The 22,345-nt window shown below is 64.5% G+C and carries 21 protein-coding genes; 13 read left to right on the top strand and 8 right to left on the bottom strand.

Going from position 1 to position 22,345, the window contains the following annotated elements; all coding sequences use genetic code 11:
• Position 1: 1 nt before the first annotated feature.
• The 4 genes from rho to pdxT all read left to right on the top strand — a co-directional run bounded on the left by rho (position 2) and on the right by pdxT (position 4,332).
• Positions 2 to 1,294: a transcription termination factor Rho gene (rho, locus tag DNA98_RS09690; protein WP_110529721.1), complete on the top strand. Its 1,293-nt coding sequence runs from the start codon at positions 2 to 4 to the stop codon at positions 1,292 to 1,294.
• A gap of 102 nt (positions 1,295 to 1,396) precedes the next feature.
• Positions 1,397 to 2,596, top strand: a complete 1,200-nt coding sequence (locus DNA98_RS09685) for a peptidoglycan DD-metalloendopeptidase family protein (protein ID WP_233493173.1) — start codon at positions 1,397 to 1,399, stop codon at positions 2,594 to 2,596.
• A gap of 110 nt (positions 2,597 to 2,706) precedes the next feature.
• Entirely contained in the window at positions 2,707 to 3,618 is a 912-nt protein-coding gene (pdxS, locus tag DNA98_RS09680) for a pyridoxal 5'-phosphate synthase lyase subunit PdxS (protein ID WP_110529718.1), read from the top strand.
• 141 nt (positions 3,619 to 3,759) lie between these two features.
• On the top strand, positions 3,760 to 4,332 hold the full coding sequence (gene pdxT / locus DNA98_RS09675) for a pyridoxal 5'-phosphate synthase glutaminase subunit PdxT (RefSeq protein WP_110529715.1): 573 nt from the start codon (positions 3,760 to 3,762) through the stop codon (positions 4,330 to 4,332).
• Between the two features lie 20 nt (positions 4,333 to 4,352).
• On the opposite strand, the gene asnS is transcribed toward pdxT, so the two are convergent.
• On the bottom strand, positions 4,353 to 5,678 hold the full coding sequence (gene asnS / locus DNA98_RS09670; RefSeq protein WP_110529712.1) for an asparagine--tRNA ligase: 1,326 nt from the start codon (positions 5,676 to 5,678) through the stop codon (positions 4,353 to 4,355).
• A 1,402-nt stretch (positions 5,679 to 7,080) separates the two neighbouring features.
• Here asnS and DNA98_RS09655 point away from each other — a divergent pair.
• The 6 genes from DNA98_RS09655 to DNA98_RS09630 all read left to right on the top strand — a co-directional run bounded on the left by DNA98_RS09655 (position 7,081) and on the right by DNA98_RS09630 (position 12,151).
• Positions 7,081 to 7,371, top strand: coding sequence for a hypothetical protein (locus DNA98_RS09655; protein ID WP_110529703.1), 291 nt, complete (start codon positions 7,081 to 7,083; stop codon positions 7,369 to 7,371).
• Between the two features lie 326 nt (positions 7,372 to 7,697).
• The gene (locus DNA98_RS09650; RefSeq protein WP_110529700.1) at positions 7,698 to 7,919 is read left to right on the top strand and encodes a hypothetical protein; all 222 of its coding nucleotides are present in this window, start codon (positions 7,698 to 7,700) and stop codon (positions 7,917 to 7,919) included.
• A gap of 14 nt (positions 7,920 to 7,933) precedes the next feature.
• A complete protein-coding gene (locus tag DNA98_RS09645; RefSeq protein WP_110529697.1) occupies positions 7,934 to 9,388 on the top strand; it encodes a hypothetical protein in 1,455 nt (484 codons plus the stop codon).
• Between the two features lie 218 nt (positions 9,389 to 9,606).
• Entirely contained in the window at positions 9,607 to 10,035 is a 429-nt protein-coding gene (locus tag DNA98_RS09640; protein ID WP_110529694.1) for a hypothetical protein, read from the top strand.
• Positions 10,032 to 10,961 carry a zonular occludens toxin domain-containing protein gene (locus DNA98_RS09635; protein WP_110529691.1) on the top strand — a complete coding sequence of 310 codons (930 nt, stop codon included), beginning with the start codon at positions 10,032 to 10,034 and terminating at the stop codon, positions 10,959 to 10,961. The genes DNA98_RS09640 and DNA98_RS09635 overlap by 4 nt, the downstream gene beginning before the upstream one ends.
• 281 nt (positions 10,962 to 11,242) lie before the next feature.
• Positions 11,243 to 12,151 (top strand): IS110 family transposase, encoded by a 909-nt coding sequence (locus DNA98_RS09630; RefSeq protein WP_110529688.1) that lies wholly within the window; start codon positions 11,243 to 11,245, stop codon positions 12,149 to 12,151.
• A 66-nt stretch (positions 12,152 to 12,217) separates the two neighbouring features.
• Here DNA98_RS09630 and DNA98_RS09625 read toward each other — a convergent pair whose 3' ends face one another.
• The 5 genes from DNA98_RS09625 to DNA98_RS09605 form a co-directional block, all read right to left on the bottom strand.
• A complete protein-coding gene (locus DNA98_RS09625; protein ID WP_110529685.1) occupies positions 12,218 to 13,330 on the bottom strand; it encodes a sensor protein KdpD in 1,113 nt (370 codons plus the stop codon).
• A 5-nt stretch (positions 13,331 to 13,335) separates the two neighbouring features.
• Positions 13,336 to 13,923, bottom strand: coding sequence for a potassium-transporting ATPase subunit KdpC (gene kdpC, locus DNA98_RS09620; RefSeq protein WP_110529682.1), 588 nt, complete (start codon positions 13,921 to 13,923; stop codon positions 13,336 to 13,338).
• An 11-nt stretch (positions 13,924 to 13,934) separates the two neighbouring features.
• Positions 13,935 to 15,638: a potassium-transporting ATPase subunit KdpA gene (kdpA, locus tag DNA98_RS09615; protein WP_110529679.1), complete on the bottom strand. Its 1,704-nt coding sequence runs from the start codon at positions 15,636 to 15,638 to the stop codon at positions 13,935 to 13,937.
• A gap of 107 nt (positions 15,639 to 15,745) precedes the next feature.
• Positions 15,746 to 17,809, bottom strand: coding sequence for a potassium-transporting ATPase subunit KdpB (gene kdpB, locus DNA98_RS09610; protein ID WP_174719998.1), 2,064 nt, complete (start codon positions 17,807 to 17,809; stop codon positions 15,746 to 15,748).
• Position 17,810: 1 nt separating this feature from the next.
• On the bottom strand, positions 17,811 to 17,903 hold the full coding sequence (locus DNA98_RS09605) for a potassium-transporting ATPase subunit F (RefSeq protein ID WP_110529676.1): 93 nt from the start codon (positions 17,901 to 17,903) through the stop codon (positions 17,811 to 17,813).
• Between the two features lie 152 nt (positions 17,904 to 18,055).
• Between DNA98_RS09605 and DNA98_RS18085 the strand changes: the two genes are divergently transcribed.
• The 3 genes from DNA98_RS18085 to DNA98_RS09585 are packed head-to-tail and all read left to right on the top strand — an operon-like array spanning position 18,056 to position 20,720.
• Positions 18,056 to 18,613, top strand: coding sequence for a hypothetical protein (locus tag DNA98_RS18085; RefSeq protein ID WP_233493171.1), 558 nt, complete (start codon positions 18,056 to 18,058; stop codon positions 18,611 to 18,613).
• A gap of 23 nt (positions 18,614 to 18,636) precedes the next feature.
• Positions 18,637 to 20,097, top strand: coding sequence for a sensor histidine kinase KdpD (locus DNA98_RS09590; RefSeq protein ID WP_233493170.1), 1,461 nt, complete (start codon positions 18,637 to 18,639; stop codon positions 20,095 to 20,097).
• A 2-nt stretch (positions 20,098 to 20,099) separates the two neighbouring features.
• The gene (locus DNA98_RS09585) at positions 20,100 to 20,720 is read left to right on the top strand and encodes a response regulator transcription factor (protein ID WP_110529670.1); all 621 of its coding nucleotides are present in this window, start codon (positions 20,100 to 20,102) and stop codon (positions 20,718 to 20,720) included.
• A 5-nt stretch (positions 20,721 to 20,725) separates the two neighbouring features.
• On the opposite strand, the gene DNA98_RS09580 is transcribed toward DNA98_RS09585, so the two are convergent.
• Both DNA98_RS09580 and DNA98_RS09575 read right to left on the bottom strand, forming a co-directional pair.
• The gene (locus tag DNA98_RS09580) at positions 20,726 to 21,541 is read right to left on the bottom strand and encodes a serine hydrolase (protein WP_110529666.1); all 816 of its coding nucleotides are present in this window, start codon (positions 21,539 to 21,541) and stop codon (positions 20,726 to 20,728) included.
• Positions 21,528 to 22,343 (bottom strand): HAD family hydrolase, encoded by an 816-nt coding sequence (locus DNA98_RS09575; protein ID WP_110529663.1) that lies wholly within the window; start codon positions 22,341 to 22,343, stop codon positions 21,528 to 21,530. Before DNA98_RS09575 ends, DNA98_RS09580 begins: the two co-directional genes overlap by 14 nt.
• Between the last annotated feature and the right edge of the window lie 2 nt (positions 22,344 to 22,345).

Genomic DNA, 22,345 nt, shown 5'->3' with positions numbered 1-22,345 from the left:
CATGAGAACCGCACGCAGCAAGAAAGCCGCCGCTGAATCCACCCCTCTCTCTTACCAGGAGCTATCCGCCAAGATTCTGCCCGAGTTGCACCTCATCGCCGCCCGGCAGGGCATCGAAGACTACAAGAAAATGGGCAAGGATGACCTGGTGATGGCCCTGTTGCAGCAGGAAGCGGCCGGGGAGGGTCTAAAGCTCGCCAAGGGTTATCTCGAGATCAGCCCGGATGGGTATGGCTTTTTGCAGGAAAACCTCTACAACCTCGAGACCCGCTCGGTCATCGTCAGCGCAGGCCTGATCAAGCAGCACCAGCTCCGCACCGGCGACTATGTGGTGGGCAAAGCCCGCCCCCCGCGGGACAATGAGCGCTACGGCACCTTGATGAAGGTGGAGGCGGTCAACAACCTAGATCCCGAAGCCGCCGCCCGCAGGCCCAAGTTCGATGAGCTGATCCCTCAATTCCCCGACCGGCAGCTTAGGCTCGAGACCACCCCAGACGAGATGTCTACCCGGGTCATCGACCTGCTCTCGCCCATCGGGCGGGGGCAGCGCGGGTTGATCGTGGCCCCACCCAAGGCCGGTAAGACCACCCTGCTCAAGAAGATCGCCAAGGCTATCCTCAAGAACGAACCCGACGTCAAGGTGATCGTGCTCCTCATCGACGAGCGCCCCGAGGAAGTCACCGATTTCCGTGAGTCGGTCGATGGAGCCGAGGTCATCGCCAGCACCTTCGACGAACCGCCGCAAAACCACATCCGGGTGGCCGAGTTCGTGCACGAGCGCTCCCGCCGCATCGTCGAGGAGGGGGGGCACGTGGTGATCCTGCTCGACTCCATCACCCGCTTGGCGCGGGCCAACAACTTGGTCACGCCGCCGACGGGCCGCACCCTCTCGGGGGGCTTGGACTCGGCGGCCCTGCACTTCCCCAAGCGCTTCTTGGGGGCGGCCCGCAACATCCGCGGGGGAGGCTCGCTGACGATCCTGGCCACGGCTCTGGTCGAGACCGGCAGCCGCATGGACGACGTGATCTTCGAAGAGTTCAAAGGCACGGGCAACATGGAGCTACAGCTCAACCGCCGCCTGGAGGAGCGCCGCATCTTCCCGGCCATTGACATTTCCAAGTCCTCCACCCGCCGCGAGGAACTCCTCCTGGGGGAGGAGGTGCTGCAGAAGGTGTGGCTCTTGCGCAAGGTGCTGGCCGACATGGACCCCGCCGAGGCGATGGAGATGTTGCTCTCTCGGCTCTCGCGCACCAAGAGCAACAAAGAGTTCCTTGCAACTTTAGCCGGAAAGTAGTTATACTCTCGCAGGGTAGCCCAAAGGGTAGCCTAGCCAACGCCATCCCTGGAGGACTTGACCTTGCCTAATGAATGGTGGAGACTCGCGTTTGCTGGAGCGTTGCTCAACCTGCCTCTGGCCACGCTGGACATCCCGAAAGAGCTAGCCCCCTCGAACGAGGTCGTCTTGGATGCACCCGCCAAAAAAGGTTGGGTGCTTTATACGGTTAAATCCGGAGATACCCTGAGCGCCATCGCCAGCCGGTATGCAGTAGATCCTCGAGCCATCCTTTGGTCCACTGGGATCAGCAGCCCCGATCTAAAACCAGGGCAGCTGCTGCGCATACCGATCACCGCTCAGGTCGAGCACGAGGCGCGCATTCCGCCGGGGGTGCGTGAGTACGTGGTACAGAGCGGAGATACTCTGCAAACTTTGGCCCGGCGCTTCGGGGTGACCGAGCTGGACCTGGTATCGGCCAACCCTAGCCTCTCTAGCCTGGACCGTCTGGCGGAGGGCAGTGTCATTTACATTCCCACCCAGACCAAGGGTTTGCTGATAGAGATGGGCAAGGGGCAGACGTTAGCCGACCTGGCCGAGCGTTTTGGGGTTCCGCTGCTGAGCATCGCCAAAGCCAATGGAGTCAAGAATCCGCTCGAGCTTCGCGCGGGGGATTTAGTTCTCCTGCCGGGCATCCAGGCCCGCACCACCTACGATCGGCTGCTGGCTGTGCGGGAGGAGGAGCGTCGGCAGCGCGAGGAGGAACAGCGCCGCCTGGCCGAGGAACGCCGCAGGCAAGAAGAAGCCCGTCGTTTGGCCGAACAGCAGCGACAGCGGCAGCTGGCCCAGGCTCGCCTACAGCGGCAGCAACAGGCTGCAGTGGCGCACCGTTCCCAGGCCGGGCAATCTCCCACGGTGCGCCGGGTTGACTATGAGGCCGCCACCAGCGGTTTCCAGTGGCCGCTGGGTAACTTCGTCATCACCACCTATTACGGCCAGCGCGGGGCTTTTCAGCGCTTCCATACCGGAATAGACTTGGCCGCTCCCATGGGCACCCCCATCTACGCCGCTAAGGCGGGCCAGGTAGAGACCGCCGGGTGGAGCAGCTGGGGTTACGGGCTTCACGTGATCATCGATCATGGCTCGGGGGTGGAGACCCTCTACGGCCACATGTCCCGCATCGCGGTGCAGCCGGGCCAGTTCGTCGAACGTGGCCAGCTCATCGGCTATGTGGGCTCCACCGGCTGGTCCACCGGCCCACACTGCCACTTCGAGGTGCGGGTGGGCGGGGCAACCCGGAACCCCTTGGCGTATCTCCCCTGATTTCAGCGCTCTACGTGAGGCGGCTGGCATTGTCGCCTCGAGCCGTGCTTTTCGTTCCGCTGGGTGGTAGATTAGAACGCGGTTGCCTTGGGCAATACCGGGAGGAAGTGATGGAGAAAGGTACCCTACGTGTAAAGACCGGCTTCGCCGAGATGTTCAAAGGCGGGGTGATCATGGACGTGATGAACCCCGAGCAGGCCCGCATCGCCGAGGACGCCGGGGCCACTGCGGTGATGGCCCTCGAGCGTATCCCCGCCGACATCCGGGCCCAAGGCGGGGTAGCCCGGATGTCCGACCCGGAGATGATCGAAAAGATCAAGGAGGCGGTCTCGATCCCCGTGATGGCCAAAGTGCGCATCGGGCACTTTGTAGAAGCGCAGATCCTCGAGGCCATCGGGGTGGACTTCATCGACGAGTCCGAGGTGTTGACCCCTGCCGACGAGGCCTACCACATCAACAAGTGGGAGTTCAAGGTGCCCTTTGTCTGCGGAGCCACCAACATCGGTGAAGCCCTGCGCCGCATCGGTGAGGGAGCGGCCATGATCCGCACCAAGGGCGAGGCCGGAACCGGCAACGTGGTGGAGGCGGTGCGTCACGCCAGGAGTGTTTTGGGCGATATTCGCCGGATCCAGGCCATGCCCAAAGAAGAGCTCATGACCTTTGCCAAGGAGAACGGGGCCCCTTACGACCTCGTGCTGTGGGTGCACGAGAACGGCCGCCTGCCGGTGGTGAACTTCGCCGCCGGAGGGGTGGCGACCCCTGCCGACGCGGCGTTGATGATGCAGCTCGGGATGGACGGGGTGTTCGTAGGCTCGGGCATCTTCAAGTCGGCGGCCAACCTCTCCGAGGCCGAGCGCCCCAAGGCCTGGTTCCGCCGCGCCCAAGCCATCGTCAAGGCGGTTACCCACTACAACGATCCCGCGGTGCTGGCCGAGGTGTCAAAGGGGTTGGGCGAAGCCATGGTGGGCATCAACCTCGACTACCTGGCTGAAGAAGAAAAGCTAGCCAAGCGCGGGTGGTAGCGCAACCAGGGTCAGGGAGACCTAAGCTTTGTGCGGTGTATCCGCCGCCTGGGTCCCGACCCGATCATGTAGCAAGGTTGCTAGGGGCTTTTGTCAATCTGACCCTTGACGCCAGACCCCGGACGCTAGACGATATTGAGCGTGAAGATCGGGGTTCTTGCCCTTCAGGGCGATTTTCGTGAGCATAAACAGATGTTGCAAAGCCTAGGGGTGGAGGCCCTCGAGGTGCGCAAGCAAGAGCAGCTCGAGGGCCTTTCCGGCCTCATCGTACCGGGGGGCGAGTCCACCACCATCGGCAAGTTGGCCCGCGAGTACGGCCTGGAGCAGGCGGTGCGGGAGCGGGTCGAGCAGGGGAGCCTGGCAGTCTGGGGAACCTGCGCCGGGGCCATCTGGCTGGCTAAGGAGATCCTCGGCTATCCCGAGCAGCCCCGGGCCGGTCTGCTCGACATCGCCATCCGGCGCAACGCCTTCGGGCGGCAGGTGGACTCCTTTGAGGAGCCCCTCGAGATCCAAGGTTTCACGACCCCTTTCCACGCGGTTTTCATTCGGGCCCCGGTGATCGAGCGGGTGGGCCCAGGGGTCGAGGTGCTGGCGCGGGAGGGAAACCGGGTAGTGCTGGTGCGCAGCGGTAGACTGATGGCCTCGAGCTTCCACCCTGAACTCACCGAAGATAGCCGGCTACACCGGCTTTTTGTGGAGATGGCCAGGGGATAACCCCCGGTCGAGGCAAAGCGCTAAGGCCGCATCCGGGTGTACATCCGGGGGAAGGGGATGGCCTCGCGGATGTGCTCGATGCCGCAAATCCAGCGCACGGTGCGCTCGAGGCCGATCCCGAAGCCTGAGTGAGGCACCGTGCCGAAGAGCCGCAGGTCCATGTACCAGTCGAAGACCTCCTCGGGCAGGCCGTGCTCGCGGATCTTCTGCCGCAGCAGCTCGGGGTCGTGGATGCGCTGGCTGCCGCCGATGATCTCGCCCACCCCCTCCGGGGCGAGCATGTCGGCGTTCAGGACCAGCCGGGGGTCCTCCGGGTCGGGCTGCATGTAGAAGGCCTTTACCGCCGCGGGGTACTTCTCGACGAAGATCGGGCGGTCGAACTGGCTGCTCAGGGCGGCCTCGTGGGGGGCGCCGAAGTCGTCGCCCCACGGCAGGGGCTCGAGCCCCAGTTCGGGTCGCTCCTGGGCGATCTTATTCACCATCTCCACGGCTTTGGAGTAGTGGATACGGGGGTAGCCCCCCTGCGCGCTCCTCTCCAGCACGGTGGTGTCGCGCTCGAGCACCTGCAGCTCGAGCTTCTTCTCCTCCAGCACCCGCCCCACCAGATAGGCCACCAGCTCCTCCTGGAGCTGCATGTTCTCCTCGTGGGTCATGAAGGCCACCTCGGGCTCGATCATCCAGAACTCCAGCAGGTGGCGGCGGGTTTTGCTCCGCTCGGCGCGGAAGGTGGGGCCGAAGGTGTAGACCTTGCCGAAGGCCATGGCCCCGGCCTCGGCGTAGAGCTGCCCCGATTGCGAGAGATACGCCTTTTCCCCGTCGAAGAGGTCCACCTCGAAGAGGTCGGTGGTGCCCTCGACGGCGTTGGGGGTGAGGATGGGAGCGTCGAGGCGAATGAAGCCCCGCGCGTGGAAGAAGTCGTGGATGGCCCGCTCGAGCTCGTCGCGTATCCGTAGCACGGCCCAAGGGCGGCGGTGGCGCAAGTAGAGATGGCGGTGATCCATCAAAAAGTCCACCCCGTGCTCCTTGGGGGTGATGGGGTATTCCCGGCTGGGCAGGCTGATGACCTTCAGGCTCCTGACCGAAAGCTCGAAGCCTCCTGGAGCGCGCGGGTCGGAGCGCACCAGCCCCGCCACCTCGAGGGCGGCCTCCTGGGGCAGGTGGTCGGCCTGCTCGAACTCTTCGTCGGGAAGTTCTCCTTTGAACACCGTGGCCTGGAGGAAGCCGGTCCCGTCACGCAGGGTGAGGAAGTGGATCTTGCCCTTGCTGCGCCGTCCCGTAACCCAGCCGCGGATGAGCACTTCCTGTCCTTGGTGCTGGCTGATCTCCTCGATGAACACCCGTCGCATACCTTCAAGAGTCTTACACATTTCTCAGGATGAAGCTATTAGCCAGCGGAACAGACACCTTTATCTTCTGGCTTTCCTGGGGCCAAAACTACCGCCTTCCCGAGGACTTCACCGCGCGATTGGATGCGGCGCTAGACGAGTACCGGGAAGAGGGGGATGCTCACTTTCTCGGGATTCACGATTACATGTGGCTTTGGAATCCTCTAGGGGATGATGACGAGCGCTGCGCCTACGAGGTGGCACAGGTACGGCCTGGGCGAAAGTTCCGCTGGATGTTGATGTTTCAAGGGGGCATGTTCTCGATCTCCCTCACTCAGCCTCGGCCCACTACCTGTAAACCCGGACAGGTACACGCCTACGTGGAAGTATCGGGTCGATACATGGCGGCTTGCGCCCGTGACCCTATGGCTGTGGTTGCTATGTTTTCCGATACCCTCAGCTATCTTGTCGGAGTTGAGCCTGAGCGCGTCCAAGTGTCGCGTATTGACTTGTTTGCGGATGTCGAGGTGGATACACCCCTCAGCCTGGATGACCTAGGGCGTTTCGTTTCGCGGGCTCGCTCGCGGTCGGTCTACCTGGATGGCTCCCACGCGCTGGGCGCGCCAGCGGCCAGCCGTGGGGGCAGCCACGGCGACCCCCTTACGGGTAACACGGGGGTAACACGGGGGTCGCTATGCACGAGGTACCCGCCTATGAGGTACACCCTGTTGAGGTTCACTACCGGGGGCCTAACTGGTCCGGGTTTCGTTTCGGCTCCGGCGATTTGCTAGCACGTATCTACTCGAAGACGATACAGGCGCGCACGGATTACGGCGCTAAGCTCACTCTTGCGGGCTACGGCAACCCCAGCGGGCACGTGATCCGCGTCGAGTTCCAGATTAGGGCGGATGCTCTGTCAACTATGGATGTAGGGGCGGGCGATCTGCGCAACTGGTACACCCTCGCGGAACATCTCCCGGCTATCTGGCGCTATTTGGCGGGCTCTTGGCTCTCTCTGCGTGAGGATTCGGACACTCAAACAATCCGCAATCGTCCGTTTGATCCTCTCTGGCGACTTGTGTTGTCTGCCTTTGACGCTCCCGACTCCTCGGGGACTGCTCAGGTAGTCCGTTGTGCTCGCTCGCCGTTGGCTAGTGTTCCTCAGTTGTTGACTCAGGCCATCGGTTGCATCGTTTCCGCTGCTGCGTCGCTCGGCCTGCATCATCACGCCCCTACACCGTCTGTGCTCCTGGCGTGGCTCCGGCGTGTTCGCTATTTAGTCGGTTTGGCTCCCGAGGATTTGCCGGTACTGGATAAGGCGCGGTTCCGGGAGTCCTACTCTCGGGCGTTCCATCGCTACGCGGGGGCTGTTGTGTAGGTATCGCGTGCCTATCGGCACTTCTAACGCGATATAGGAGGATATATGACCCTAATGGTACTTGGAGCAAGCGCTAGGACGGCTAAGGATGGGCGCAGGTTTGGCAAGGTTTTAGTAGCCACTACGCCCACGGATGCGGAGTTCCGCGGGATGAACGTGCTTGAACTTGACGCGGATCCTGATGTAGTGGCGACTATGCCCACGTTTCCGGGCCTCTATGACCTGCAAATTGATTTGCGCGTCAGGGATGGGTTCCGCGAGAAAAACAGCGCGCGACAATTCGTCACGGTGGCACGGTTTGTGGCTCCACTTGCTCCGGTAAAGGAGAAAGCCTAATGACCCTTGATCCCGTCTTCATGATCGAGTGCTTCAAGGTCTGGGCCTTCGGACTCGGCATGATTGCGGGACTTCTCGCGGGGGATTTCTAATGGAGCCTTTCGATTGGTTCCTCAAGGTTCTCGCGTTGGTCACGGCTCCCTACGCGTTTTTAGCCGCGTATCGCTACGGCGGCAATCTGTTTAGGCGTGTATGACTGCGGGTGACTGGCGCTTTATCGCTGAGGCCTTCTGGTGGGGGCTAGGGGCTGGCCTGGTGGCCTCGGTCCTGCGCTCCGTGTTACGTAGGCTCTAACGGGCATCGCCCGTGGGCAATGGAGGTGTTCTATGGAGAAACTGCGCGTGTTTGTCGGTCGTTCGGTTGCCTTGGCTGCTCCTCTCGTGCTAGCTGGGGCGTTTGCTGAAGATGCCAGCTTCAATGCTGGGCAGGTCGCTACGGGCGTCATGACCTACATCGGCGGCATCGCTGCTGCTGGCGTGGGCGTGCTCGCGCTCACTATCGGCCTCAGCGCGGCTTGGCGCTACGCCAAGAAGTTCCTCAAGGGCTAATCCGGGGGGCTTCTATGCGGCTCCGGCGATTCTTGGCCCTGGCCCTGGTCGCCGGGGCCTTTTCGTTCGCGGCTCCTGTGCAGGATGTTGTTAGGACTACTGTGCAGGGGATGACGTATAACGAGATTTTGCAGTGGAGTAACAATCAGTTCGCTAAACAGGCAACGTTCGGGCGCTATGTGCGCTGGGGCGGCGCAATAATCCTAGGATCTACGCTTATTTATACAGCCCTTAACTATTTTTACGAGTCCCTCAAGCAGCAAACTGGGACGTCGTTGGACGCGTGGGCGTCACATTTACTCTATGACTGGGAAGCCGTCATAGTCGGAGTTCAGTACATCCCTCCTGATTATGATTGGCAAATGGGCGAGGTTCGCTGTTCTGTTCTGGGGGCAACCCCTTACGTGCGCTCCACTGATCCGCCCTATACTCATTCGTTTCGCGGCCCCGGCGGGACTCAGGAGCAACTCTTGTTGCAGTGCGAGCAGTATCTGAAGTCCCAATATGGCTATCGCTACGAGTGGCAACGCAACGCTAAGCTGCATTATCCTGATGGAGTCGAGCGCGTCGAAAAGTCAACGATGCCTAAGCATCCGCCAGAGACGCTCCCGGAGTTTTTGCAGTCGCATCCCGACGCGGCTGAGGGAGTCAAAGCGGCTGTCGCTCGCTACATTCAGGACACGCCGCCCGGCTCTCCGTCTAATCCCTATCCTGGGGTGCGCCTCGATCCTGTGCCTAATCCGAATCAATGGACGGATAATCCGTATACCGATAAGTCAGTGGATACCGACGGCGACGGCTGGCCTGACTGGATGGAGAAACAGCGCCCTTGGCCTGACGGGATCAATGATCCTAACTCCCATCCTGATCCGAATCGGGACGACGACGGGGACGGATACACGAATCAGGAGGAAAAGCAGGCGGGGACGGATCCTTATGATCCTAACTCTAAGCCTGGGAAAGATCCCGGCACGGATTCCGACGGGGACGGCTTTCCGGATGATCAAGAGTTACGCTGCGGCTCGGATCCGCGTGATCCAGCCTCGAAGTGTACGAATGAGCAACCTAAGGATGATCTGACGTGGCCGGGGCCTCCGGGCACTCCTTCCCTGCCGGGTCTGCAAAAGCCCAATGATCCCACATTGCCTCAGTTCCAGGCTCCGCAGCTACAGCAAACGCCGTGGGATCAGGCTATGCAGTCTATGCGAGAGTCCATAGAGCAACTCAAGCAGCAAGCTATGGACAAGTTTCCGTTTGGTGTCGTGCGCTGGCTCCGTACTCCGTCCACCAGCGATAGCGGGGGCTGTCCGGCTCCTCAGCTAACAATCGGTCAGTGGTCGGCTACCGTCAACATCTGCGGCAATCCCGTCTGGCAAGCCGCAACGCAACTACGCCCCTTCATGCTGGGCGGGCTCTTGCTGACGTTCGGATTTACCATCGTGCGCCGGGGGTTGGATGTACAGCGCTAATCACATGCTATTTTTTCGCCCGCTGCAACAATCCTTATCCGGTGGGGTGGCCGTAGCGCAAGGGCGCGCACGCTGCACCACATCACGCACGTTTACTGCACGCAGGAAGCCGGGGTTTGGACATGCGGGCGCGGCGAAGCGGACCCTTGCGCGTAGGCCGGGGCCTCACCGTACACTCTCGCGCAGCGGGCGAATGAGCATGTGAGTAGGGGGGAGATATGCAGATAATCCTAAACGCACTCCGCTCAATCCTCGATTGGTTCCAGGGCACGTTCTCCGCCCTGACGGGCTGGTTCGTTGGCATCGTTCAAACGGTCTGGGGCTGGGTCTGGGGGCTTGTCCTTGCCGTCTTGAACTGGGGTCTAGGGCTCCTGCATCAGTTGTTGGAATGGGGCCTAGGGCTCATCGGCTGGCTTATCGCGGGCGTGGTCAAGCTGGTTACTGGCTTCCTCAGTATCCTAGTTGGCCTGCTCCCGGCTATGCCCCCCGACCCGCCTGGTTGGGCCTCTACTGCTATAGGGGCCTTCAACACGGCTAACCAAATACTGCCGATCAGTGAGGCCCTTACGCTCGGCTCGGCCTGGGCGGGATTTTACGGGCTCATGGCACTCTGGCGAGCCATCACCTTTATCAGGGGGGGTAGATGATCGAGGCGTACATCGGCATTCCCGGCTCTGGAAAGAGTTACATGCTCGTCCATCGCGGCCTTCACGCCTTGGCTCGGGGGCGTACCGTATGGGCCAATTTCGGCTTTATTAGGGAAAATGTCTATTACTGGCTTCGTTTCCGCGCCAAGTTGGATCATCGGGAAGCGGTTCTGAGGGCTGATAGTATCCGGGAGATACGGGACTATAACGAACTGCTCAACGTCCATGATGGCCTGCTACTGTTTGACGAGGCCCATATGTGGCTTCCCTCGCGTCAGTTTGACCTAATCCCGGTCGAGGTCATCGCGTTCTGGAGCCAGCATCGCAAGACAGGCGTGGACGTGCTGCTAGCTACACAGCGCTACGGCTCGGTGGATGCGATTGTGCGCGATCTGGTAGCCTTCGTCTTCTGGGCGCGTCCGGCTCCGTTCTGGCTCCGCGTGATTACGTATCCCTGGGTGCGCGGGCGGAAACTTCTGCGCTACACGTCCATCATGGATGAGTCCATCGGCATGATGCAACGTCAGGCCAAGGGCATCTTCGAGGGCGTAGCGCGTAATGACGTTGTGGCCCTCGATCCGATGGCGGCGGCGTGTTACGACACATACGCGATTTTTGAGCCGCCTATAGTCCGGCTCCAGCGTGAGCTAGACCCGAAAAAGCGGGCCATCTTTGACCGGATGGGCCTAGCCTGGGACGCATCCAAGCTCCGGGGCCGTCGTGATGCTCCGGGGCCTCGGGATGGGATGCCTCATCTCTCCATCTCCGACCTAGCGAGTGCCTACCGTGAGGGCAAACAACCGCATGATCTGCTGCGTGAGCGGTTAGAATCTCCGTGTGAGCCTGCTCCTGCTCCTGCTGGTGATCCTCTGGATAGGCTGGATGATTCGCTCTCTAGCTGGCCCTGGGCGCTCCCTGCAACCTGATACCCGTGTTCGCTGTACTCGTTGCCGTGAGCCTCTGAATACCCTTGAGGTGGCTGCTCTGCGTGAGGGGCGGCGCATCTGTCGCTATTCTGGCCCCTGCCCCTATCAACCCAAGTTGCGTCCTAGGGGATACAGGCGTTAGTCTGTGCTGGGCGCGGGTTTGGTCGTCAAGAGTCTTGGCCTGCGTGGTCGTGCGATAGCGTGGCCTAGCCTATGGGCGTTTAGGATGTTGGCCTTTTTGGTCGCGTGTAAGAGTGCCGTAGGGCTCCCGCGCCCTACTTATGTTTGTTGGCGTTGACATCTCCCGCTCTCGCTTGGACGTAGCTATAGCAGATGAGTTGCTACAGTTTCCAAACACGTATGACGGCATAGCTGCGCTAGTTTCACGATTGCCTGCTGATGCGGCTGTCCTGATGGAGGCTACCGGGGTCTACTATCGGCCTTTGGCCTACGCCTTACACCGGGCCGGGTTCGCAGTTTACGTTGTCAACCCTTTGCAGGTTCGGGCTTACGCTAGATCACTCCTCACCCGCAATAAGACCGATAAGGCGGACGCTCGCCTACTCGCCCGCTTTCTGGCTCAATATCGAGCCGATCTCACACCTTATGAGCCGTTGCCTGAGGCGTTGTACCTGGCCTCGCTCCTGGTCAGATTTGCCGAGGGTCTGAACACGCAGCGCACAGCCTCTCTCAACCGCTTGCACGCTTGGCGCTACGCCCACCCACATGTGCATGAGTTTGCGTTGTCTGTGCCTGATTCGATTCAGTCGTTACGCGCTGCCCTGTACGCTGAGGCACGAGCCATTGTTGCGGCATATCCACTAGCTGCTTCGTGGGTTTCAGCCCTGCAAACCCTGCCGGGCATTGGCCCCACCCTCGCGCTAAAGCTCTTGGCCTACTCGGGCGATCTGCGGCGCTTCCACTCGGCGAGGGCGTACGCGGCTTACACCGGGCTTACTCCGCGCATCTACCAATCTGGAGAGATGGACGCTAGCGCCCGTATCTCCCGCATTGGCCCGCCCATGCTCCGCGCTAGCTACTACCTCGCAGCGACAGCCGCGACCCGTACCGACTCCGTACAAGCTGCTTTGTATCGCCGCCTTGTGGACTCGGGCAAGCCTAAAAAGCTAGCCCTGGTTGCAGTGGCGCATCGTTTAGCACGCGCGGCGTGGGCTGTGTGTGTTAGGTGAGTTGTAAATGAGGCTTGACAAATAACTTAGGATGTCTATCGCATCCCCTTTGTCGCCGGGCTGCCGTTAGGATTCCTCGGGGCGCCGGTCCATGATATGGATGTCGATATCGTGGGTGAGGTAGATCAGCCGCTGGATGATGGAGATGCGGAAGAAGTCGCGCCAAGTGGGGTTGGAGTTCTCCCCCAAGACCAGCTGGGTGATGCCGTATTCCTTGGCAAACTCCGCCAGGGCCCGGGCCACGTCGCGGCCCTCGAGGCGATGAAAGCGCCCCTCGAGGCTCTCGGCGATGATGCGGTGGCTGTCCAGCGCCCGCTCCTCCTCCCGCGAGAGGCGGCGGTTTCTCACGTGCACCACGTGCAGCTCGCCGCGCATCCGCTGGGCCATGCGGGCCCCGCGGCGGATGAGCAGGGCGTCTTTGGGGCTGGGGGTCACCGCCACCGCGATGCGCTCCTTGAGGGCCGGGGAGTCCTCCCCCACCGAGGCGTCTTCCTCCACCTTGTCGGCCACGCTGCGCAGGGCCAGCTCGCGCAGCACGGCCAGGTTCTCCGCGGTGAAGAAGTTGGCCAGGGCCTGCTCGATCTTGGCCTTGGGGTAGATCTTGCCCGCCCGGAGCCGCTCCTGGAGCACCTCCGGGGTCACGTCCACCAGGATCACCTCGTCGGCCTCCAGGAGCACCCGGTCGGGGACCCGCTCCTTCACCCGCACCCCGGTGAGGCGGGCCACCAGGTCGTTCAAGGACTCCAGGTGCTGGATGTTCATGGTGGAGATCACGCTGATCCCCGCCTGCAAGAGTTCCTCCACGTCCTGGTAGCGCTTGGCGTTCTTGGAGCCGGGGGCGTTGGTATGGGCCAGCTCGTCCACCAGCACCAGCGCCGGGCGGCGCGCGAGCAGCCCCTCCAGGTCCATCTCCGGCAGGACCACCCCCTTGTACTCCACCTGTTTGCGCGGAAAGACCGGCAACCCCTCGGCCATGCGGGCGGTGTCGGGGCGCCCGTGGGTCTCCAGGTAGCCCACCACCGCGTCCACCCCGGCCTCCAGGCGCTCGCGCAGCTCCTGCAAGGCCCGGTAGGTCTTGCCCACCCCGGCGGCGGCCCCCACGTAGATCTTGTGGCGGCCCCGGCCGCTTTTCAGGATGGCCTCGAGCAGCTGCTCTGGGTCGGGGGCTGCCGGTTCCACGGCTCCTAGCGTACCCCGTCCAGGGCCAGGTTGAGCTCCAGCACGTTGACCCTGGGCTCTCCCAAAAGGCCGAACTGCCGCCCTTGGGTGTGCTCACGGATGAGCTGCCGCACCCGCTCCACAGGCAGCCCTCGGGCCTTCGCCACCCGCGGGGCTTGCAGCTCGGCATTGGCTAGGGAGATGTGCGGGTCCAGGCCTGAGCCCGAGGCCGTGACCGCGTCTACGGGCACCGGCACCCCCTCCGCCAGGCCGTTTTCCTGCCGGTACTGCCGCACCCGTTCCTGTACCGCCTGGACGAGCTTGGCGTTGGTCGGGCCCAGGTTGCTGCCGCCGCTCTGGGCGGCGTTGTAGGGCTCCGGGGCCGTGGCGCTGGGCCGCGGGTGGAAGTAGCGGGGCGAGGTAAAGGCTTGGCCCAGGAGGCTCGAGCCCACCACCCGCCCTCCCTGACGGATGAGGCTGCCCCCAGCCTGGTAGGGAAAGAGGAAGTTCGCCACCAGCGCCGTGGCCAGGGGATACGCAAGGCCCGTGAGCAGCATGAACAATAGGGTTAGCATTGCCGCAGGCCGCAACAGCGTACGAAGGGAAGCTTGCATTTCACCACCTCCTAAAAGGTCTTCCCGGCGAGCATCTGCAAATGCTCCACGATCGGCCCTAGGGCCAAAGCGGGGAAGAAGGTTAGCCCCCCCACCATCAGGATCACCAACACCAGCACGCCCCCAAACAACCCCGTCTCGGTGGAGAAGCTCCCCGCCGTTTGGGGTACCGAGCGTTTGGCGGCCAGCGAGCCAGCCACCGCCAGCAGCGGCAAGAGGGTGAGGAAGCGGCCCAAGAGCATGGCCAAGCCGATAGTGGTGTTGTAAAAGGGGGTGTTGGCGTTGAGCCCGGCGAAGGCCGAACCGTTGTTGGCCGTGCCCGAGGTGTAGGCGTAGAGCACTTCGCTGAACCCGTGAGCTCCGGGGTTGTTCAGGCTGGCCAGGGCCCCCGGCCAGACCAGGGCCAGCGCGGTGAAGATCAGGATGCTGGCGGGGTGGGCCAGCAAGGCCAGCACGGTGAGGGAGACCTCGCGGGCCTCGAGCTTTTTCCCCAAGAACTCCGGGGTCCGCCCCACCATGAGCCCGATGATGAACACCGCCAAAATCGCGTACTGCACCAGGTTAATGAGCCCCACCCCCTTGCCGCCGAAGACCACGTTGAGCATCATCTGGGCCAGGGGCACCAGGCCGCCCAGGGGGGTGAGGGAGTCGTGCATGGCGTCCACCGAGCCGGTGGTGGCGGCGGTGGTGGTGGTGATGAAGAGGCTAGTTTGGGTGATGCCAAAGCGCACCTCCTTGCCCTCCAGGTTCCCCCCGCTTTGGCCCTCGCTGAGGCGTTGGTCCGCTCCAACCCGCTCCAAGAGGGGGTTACCCGACTGCTCGGCGCTATAGACCAAGGCGAGAAAGCCCACGAACATCACCAAAAAGGTGCCGAAGAAAACCCAGCCCTGCCGCCGGCGAGCCAACATGCTGCCGAGGGTATAGGTCAGGGCGGAGGGGATGAGCAGCATGGCCAGGATGTGCAGGGCGTTGGTCAGCGGGGTGGGGTTTTCGTAGGGGTGGGCGGCGTTGGCGTTGAAGAACCCCCCGCCGTTGGTGCCCAGGTGTTTGATGGCCTCGAGGCTGGCCACCGGCCCCAGGACGATGCGCCGGGGGGAACCCTCGAGGGTATGCGCTACTACGTCGGCTTGCAGGGTTTGCGGCACCCCCTGTTGCACGTAGACCAGCGCCAGCACAAAGCACGCTGGGAGCATCACCCGGTAAACCACCCGGGTGAAGTCCACCCAGAAGTTCCCGATACAGCCAAACCCGGTGCGGCTCAGGCCGCGGATGAAGGCCCCCCCGGCGGCAAAGCCGGTGGCCGCGCTCACGAACATGAGGAAGGTGATCACCGCCATCTGGCTGAAGTTGGAGAGGCTGGTCTCCCCGGCGTAGCTTTGCCAGTTGGTGTTGGTGACGAAGGAGGCGGCGGTATTGAAGGCCAGGTCGGGGCTTTGCGGGGGCAGGTGGGCGGGGTTGAGGGGCAGCAGCCCCTGCAGGCGCAGCAGGGCGTAGCCTGAGAGCATCATGATCAGGTCGCTCAGCACCAGCGCCAAGGCGTAGCGTTTCCAATCCATCTCCTCCGCTGGGTCAATCCCCAGGAGGCGGTAGGTTAGCCGCTCCACCCCCCAGTGCCCCTTCGCGGTAAACACCCGGGCTAAGTAGGCCCCCACCCCCACGGCCAGCCCGGTCATGACCAGCAGCACCAGCGCAATTTGTTCGATAGCTGCGAACACACACCCCTCCTAATCGCGAATCCGGTCCATGCCGTAGACGTAGAGCACAAACAACCCGAAGCAGAGCACACTGAGCAACACGTACACTAGGTCTAACATCCCGCCTCCTACCCCCATCCCAGCGCCTTCAGGGCCAGGTCGATCAGCTTGATCCCTATGAAGGGGGCCACCAGCCCCCCCAGGCCGTAGATCAGCAGGTTGCGCTGCAACAGCGCATTGGCTCCCAGCGGCTGGTAGCGCACCCCCCGCAGGGCCAGCGGGATGAGCAGGGGGATAATGATCGCGTTGAAGATCACCGCCGAGAGGATGGCGCTCTGCGGCGTGGCCAGGTGCATCACGTTGAGGCTTTGCAGCTCGGGGTAGGAGGTTACGAACAGCGCCGGGATGATGGCGAAAAACTTGGCCACGTCGTTGGCCACGGAGAAGGTGGTGAGCGCCCCGCGGGTGATCAGGAGCTGCTTGCCGATCTCGACGACCTCCAATAGCTTGGTGGGGTCGGAGTCCAGGTCGATCATGTTGGCCGCCTCTTTAGCGGCCTGGGTACCGGAGTTCATGGCCAGCCCCACGTCGGCCTGGGCCAGCGCCGGGGCGTCGTTGGTGCCGTCGCCCATCATCGCCACCAAGCGGCCCTTGGCCTGCTCCTCGCGGATGAGCCGGAGCTTGTCCTCCGGCTTGGCCTGGGCCACGAACTCATCCACCCCCGCCTCCTCGGCGATGGCCCGGGCGGTGAGGGGGTTGTCGCCGGTGACCATCACCGTGCGTAAGCCCATGCGCCGGAGCTGGGCGAAGCGCTCGCGGATCCCCGGCTTGACCACATCCGAAAGGGCCACCACCCCCAGGGCCTGATCGTTCTCGCACACCACCAGCGGGGTGGCCCCCTGTCGGGCGACCTCTTCCACCAAGGGGGTGAGGTCGGGAGGGACCTTGTTTCCCGCTTGCGCCACCAGCTCCATCATGCGGTCGGGGGAGCCCTTGCGCAGCCGCACCCCCCCCGGCAGATCGGTGCCGGACATGCGGGTTTGGGCGGTGAACTCGAGGCCCTTAGAGCCCGCGGCGAGGGCTTCTTCCACCCGGGCTCCCCTCTCGCGGGCCAGCCGCACGATGCTCTTGCCCTCGGGGGTGGTGTCGTGGAGCGAGGCCGCCAGGGCCGCCCAGGCCAGCCGCTCCGGGGAGACCCCGGCCACCGGGTGGAACTCGGTAGCCTGGCGATCGCCCAGGGTGATGGTGCCGGTTTTGTCCAAGAGCAGGGTGTCCACATCCCCCGCGACCTCCACCGCCTTGCCGGATTTGGCCACCACGTTGGCCCTGAGGGCCCGGTCCATCCCGGCAATCCCGATGGCCGAGAGCAGCCCGCCGATGGTGGTGGGGATCAGGCAGACCAGGAGGGCGACCAGGGTCGTAAGGCCCACTCCTTGGCCGGCGTAGAGGCTGAAGGGAAGCAGCGTGGCGCTGACGATGAGAAACACCGCCGTGAGCGCGGCCAGCAGGATGGTGAGGGCAATCTCGTTGGGGGTCTTTTGCCGGCTGGCCCCCTCGACCAGGGCGATCATGCGGTCGAGAAAGCTCTCGCCGGGGTTGGAGGTCACCTCCACCACGATCTCACCGGTGAGCACCCGGGTCCCCGCGGTCACCCCGTTGAAGTCGCTGCCCGCTTCGCGCACTACCGGCGCCGACTCTCCCGTGATGGCCGACTCGTCCACCACCGCCAATCCCTCCACCACCTCGCCGTCGGCGGGGATGAACTCCCCCTCTTTCACCCGTACCCGGTCCCCGCGCCGTAAGGCAGTACTGGCCACCTCCTCCATCCCGGTTTCGGTAATCCGCCGGGCCCTGAGGTCGGCGCGGGCCGAGCGCAGGCTCTGGGCCTGGGCCCGCCCGCGGGCCTCGGCCAGCCCTTCGGCGAAGTTGGCGAAGAGCAGGGTGAGGAGGAGCAAGAGGAACACCGCGGCCTGGTAGCCGAGGTCGGGGGAGCGGGTGAGGGCCGAGCGCAGGGTGAAGTACAGCACCAGCGCCGTCCCTACTTCCACCACGAACATCACCGGGTTGTTTACTATCCGCCGCGGGTCCAGCTTGCGGAAGGCCTCCACCAGGGCCTGGCGAGACAGCTCGGGGTCAAACAGGCCTTTTGCGCGCGCCAGGTTGCGCGGCCGCTGAGCTTTGGGCAGGGACATGTCAGAACCTCTTGGGGGAAACGATCACGTAAACCAAGTAGACCATGAGCGCCAGGGCGATGAAGCCCACCACGGCGTACTCTATCGGCGACACCTCACACCTCCAGCGCCCAGCCTAGACCCCCTCTTCCTCATGAGGCAGCCGCCGTTTGGCGACCGGGATCGGTCAGGTGACCGACCCCGCGGGGCCGTTTGACCGCTGGGCCACACCCCGGTAGCCGCGCAGGATGAGCAGAGACCTTGGCTATGGCGCTGGCCCTTCCCCCTGAGCCCCGCCTCGAGCCCGCCCTGCGGGCGCGGGGAATCGCCCTGCTGCCCGGGGGGAGCCTCGCGGCCTGGGCGCGGGTATCTCGCCTGCAACGGCCCGCGTTGCTCCTCGCCCCGGGCGCAGACTTTCAGGAGGCCCGAGGGGTGCTGGTCCGGTTGGGCCCGCCCCTCAGCCTCCGGGCGGCGCAGGAGGGGATCTGGCTGGCGCGGCAGCAGGGCCTACCGCTGACCTTGGCCTGGGTCGAGGGGCCGCCCGAAGCGGGGTACCTGGAGGGCCCCTACTTCTCCCCAAGCCTGTGGCGGGCGGCCCGGGAGCGGGCCTGGCAGTCGCTGGAGGGCCCGCTCGAGGGGGCCCGCAGGGCCGGGGTGGCGGCCCAGGGCGGGCTGTACTCGAGCCAGGCCTTCTTGCGCGAGGCCCGGCGGCAGGGCTTGGTGGTCCTGGGGATGCCCCGGCGGGGCCTGCGCTGGGGGTGGGCGGGCCGGGTGGCCTCCCTGCTCGGCGGGGGGGCTTTGGGCGTGCTGGTGGTGATCGGATGAGGCCGGGGGCTATACTGGTTACGATGCGCGCCCTGGCGCTGTTGAGCGCCCTCTTGATCGGCGGGGTGTTCCTGGCCGACGTGCTGACCCCGCAGGCCCTGGTGGTGGCCATCCTCTACAACGTGCCCATCGCCCTCACCGGGCTGGCCCTCTCTCGCCGCCTGACCCTGGGCATGACCCTGCTGGCGCTGGCGGCCAACCTCCTCGCCGGCCTGCTCAACGCCAAGGCCGCGGGAAGCCTCGAGGGCGTCGCCGTGCTCAACCGGCTGTTCTCGGCGCTCTCCTTTTTGCTGGTGGCGCTGCTCTCGCTCAAGGCCGGGGAGTCTTCCAGCCGCCTGGCCCTGGCCCGGGCGGAGGAGCGCCGCGCCCGGCGGGAGCGGCAACTGCGCCAGCTGGTGGAGGACCTCTCCGGACCCCTCACCCCGCCCGAGCTCTTAGAGCGGGCCGCGCGGGTGCTCAAGAACCTCTTCGAGGCCGACGCCGCCGCGGTCCTAACCCTGCGGGGCGGGCGCTGGGGGGAGCGGCTCTACGCCACGCCCAAGGGCTGGGAAGCCCCCCAGGAGGCCCCGGCCTCGAGCCCGCAGCCGGTGCGCCAGGTGTTGCTCTCGGGGAGGAGCTTTCTCCTGGGGCACCTCCAGCCCGACCTGCTCCTGCTCTTTGAGCACCCCCGCCACGAGGGCGCGGCGGCTTTCCTCCAGGAGCTTCTGCCGCCCTTGCAGGCCCTCTGGGGCAAGGCCCGGCTCTTCGCCCGGCTGCAGGAGCAGCAGGAGAAGCTGGCCCAGCGCAACGCGGTGATCCGCGACCTCATCTACGCCTTCTCCCACGACCTGCGCACCCCCCTCATGGCCAACGCCATGAATTTGCGATTGGCCCTGGAGGGCGCTTACGGGGAGCTTGCGGAGGAGTTCAAGAAAAGCCTGCGCAACGGCCTCGAGGCCAACCAGGACCTGCTCGAGTTGGCCGAGGAACTTCTTTTGCTGGCCCAGCTGGAAAGCGGGGAAGCCCTACCCCCCAAGCGCCCGGTGGATCTGGCTCGGCTGGTGCGCGAGGGCGTGGAGCGGCTAGAGGGGTTGTGGCGCGAGCGGCGCCTGGAGATCCGGGTATCGGCGCCAGAACGCCTGGAGGTCCCGGGCCGGGAAGGCGACCTGCGCCGGCTGTTGCAAAACCTGCTGGACAACGCGGCCAAGTTCGCCCCGCCGGAGAGCGAGGTCGAGGTGCGGCTGGAGGAGGCGGGAGGAGTAGCCCGGCTGGAGGTGGCCGACCGGGGTCCGGGCATCCCCCCGGAGGCCCGCGAGCGGCTCTTCACCCGCTTTTCCAGCCACCGCGCCGGCGGGGGCAAGGGGCTGGGGCTGTACCTGGCCCGCCAGATCGCCCAGTCCCACGGCGGGAGCATCCGCTACCTCGAGCGCCCCGGCGGGGGTAGCCTCTTCCGGGTGGAGCTTCCCCTTCTGGTCCCCTTCGAGGAAGCCCTTCAAGCGAAGTAGCCATGACCCGAGTGTTTATCGTTGAAGATCACGCCTTTACCCGCGACGGCCTACGGGTCGCGGTGGGGCGCGAGCCGGACCTGAAGGTGGTGGGCGAGGCCAGAAGCGCCGAGGAGGCCATCGAACAGCTCGAGCGTACCCCAGCCGACGTGGTCCTGATGGACATCGGCCTGCCCGGCATGGACGGCATCGAGGCCACCCGGCGGGTCAAGGAGCGCTTCGGGGTGCGGGTGGTGGTGCTCACCGTGCACCAGCTCGAGGCCGAGGTGTTGGCCGCGATGACCGCGGGGGCCGATGCCTACTGCCTCAAGTCCACCGACCCGGCCTCGCTCCTGCTGGCCATCCGGGCCGCGGCGATAGGCTCCACTTACCTCGACCCGCAGATCGCCCACATCGTGCTGGGCCAGCTCAGCGTGCCCAGCGAGGGCCAGGCCCAGCTCTCGCCACGTGAGCTGGAGGTCCTGCGCCTGATCGCCGATGGGCTTTCCAACAAGGAGATCGCCCAGGCCCTCGGCCTCAGCCTGAGCACGGTCAAGACCTATATCGAGGACCTGCTGGCCAAGCTCTCCGCCTCCGACCGCACCCAGGCCGCGATCAAGGCTTTGCGCCAGGGGCTTTTGTGAGGCGCTCAGGTCAGCCAGGTGCGGTAGGCGATTTCGGCGATCCGCCCGATCAGCAAGACGGCTGGGTGGTCGGGATGGAAGCGGGGATCGGCTTCGCTCTCGGTGAGGACGGCGATCACCACCGCCTGGTCTCCCTTGGCCAGGATCCCCGCGTCGTGGCGGCAGCAGCGGATCTCGCCGGACTTCGAGTAGAGCTTGAGCGGGGTGGTCCCCTCTTCAAGATCATCCAGGTCCGCCGGGAGGTAGCGCAGAAAGCCGGTGAGCTGCTGCTTGGAGAGGATATCGAGGGCGGTCTGGGCCCGGGGTAACTCCCCCCGCCACAGCGACTTCAAGATGGCCGCCTGGTCGCGGGCGCTGGTCCGGCTGAAGTCCCCTTGTTCGCGCTTCGGGTCGGGCCGGTCCTGGGGCAGCGAAAGCAGGCCGGCGGTGTAGGTCTCGAGCCAGCCTCGAGCCCGGTAATAGGCGTTGAAGGGCGCTTTATGTCCGAAGAAGTCCAGCACCACATTGGTGGCGGTGTTGTCGCTCAGTACGATCATCAGCGTCAGGAGGTCGCGCAAGGGCAACGCCAGGCCCGGCGAGAGGTCCTTGAGGATGCCCGAGCCGAGCGCTACGGTTTCGGGTCGGATGGGGATTTTTTGCTCAAGGTCGACTCCGGTCGAAAGTGCATAGCACAGCATCGGTAGCTTGATGGTGCTGGCGGCCGGGAAGGGGCGGGCTTCCTGGTGGGCGAAGCGCTCCCCGCTGGCCAAGTTTTCCAGCACCACCCCTACCTCCCCGGGAAAGCCAGCGATAAGCTGCTGCATCTCCTCAGCGAGCGGCATAGTTGTGCTCCAGGATGTATTCGATGGCCTCGGCAAAGCCGCTCTCGCGGACGTGCCCTACGACGTGGTCGGAGACCGCCTTGACCGCCCCGACGGCGTTGCCCATAGCGATCCCCAGCCCGGCGTAGCGCAGCGCCGTCACGTCGTTATCGGAGTCGCCGATCATGGCGATCTCGCGGCGATCCAGCCCGTAGTAGCGGGCCAGCCACTCCAGCCCGGTGGCTTTGGAGACCCCTTTGCGGATGATGCCTACGATGGCCTCCCGAGGAGAGAGGTACTCGGCGATGTCGATCCCCGCAACGGCCTCGAGGTCCGGCTTGGCCACTTCCCAATCGGTGGGGTCGGTGGTCACCCACCAACTCCGCACCACGGTTTCGCGCAGCCCTTCGAGCACCGCTAGCTGCGCCGGGACCCCCACCACCGCCACATGCTCCTCGATCCCCGGCGGCACCAGATCGGCCTGGCAGTAGCGCCCTCCGGTCTCGGTCAACACGTCGAAAGCGATCCGGTGCTTGCGGGCTAGCTCAACGATCTGGGCGAAATTGGGCAAGGGCTCGTAGTGTAAAGCTCGCCCCAGGGCGTCGCAGATCGAGGCCCCGTCGTTGAAGATGTGGGCTCCTTCCGGTTCCATCCGCCTAGCCCACGCTAGCCCGTAGCCGCCTTGAGGGCGCCCGGTGCAGACCGCGAAGCGGAGCCCTTCCCGTTTGCCGCGTTCGATCGCGGCCCAGGCGCTCTCCGGGACCCCTAGCCGGGGCCCGGCGTAGAAGGTTCCGTCGAGGTCGAGCGCGACGAGCTGGATCAAGC

Source organism: Meiothermus sp. Pnk-1, from assembly GCF_003226535.1.
Taxonomy (GTDB): domain Bacteria; phylum Deinococcota; class Deinococci; order Deinococcales; family Thermaceae; genus Allomeiothermus.
This window is presented reverse-complemented; position numbering and strand designations above follow the sequence as displayed.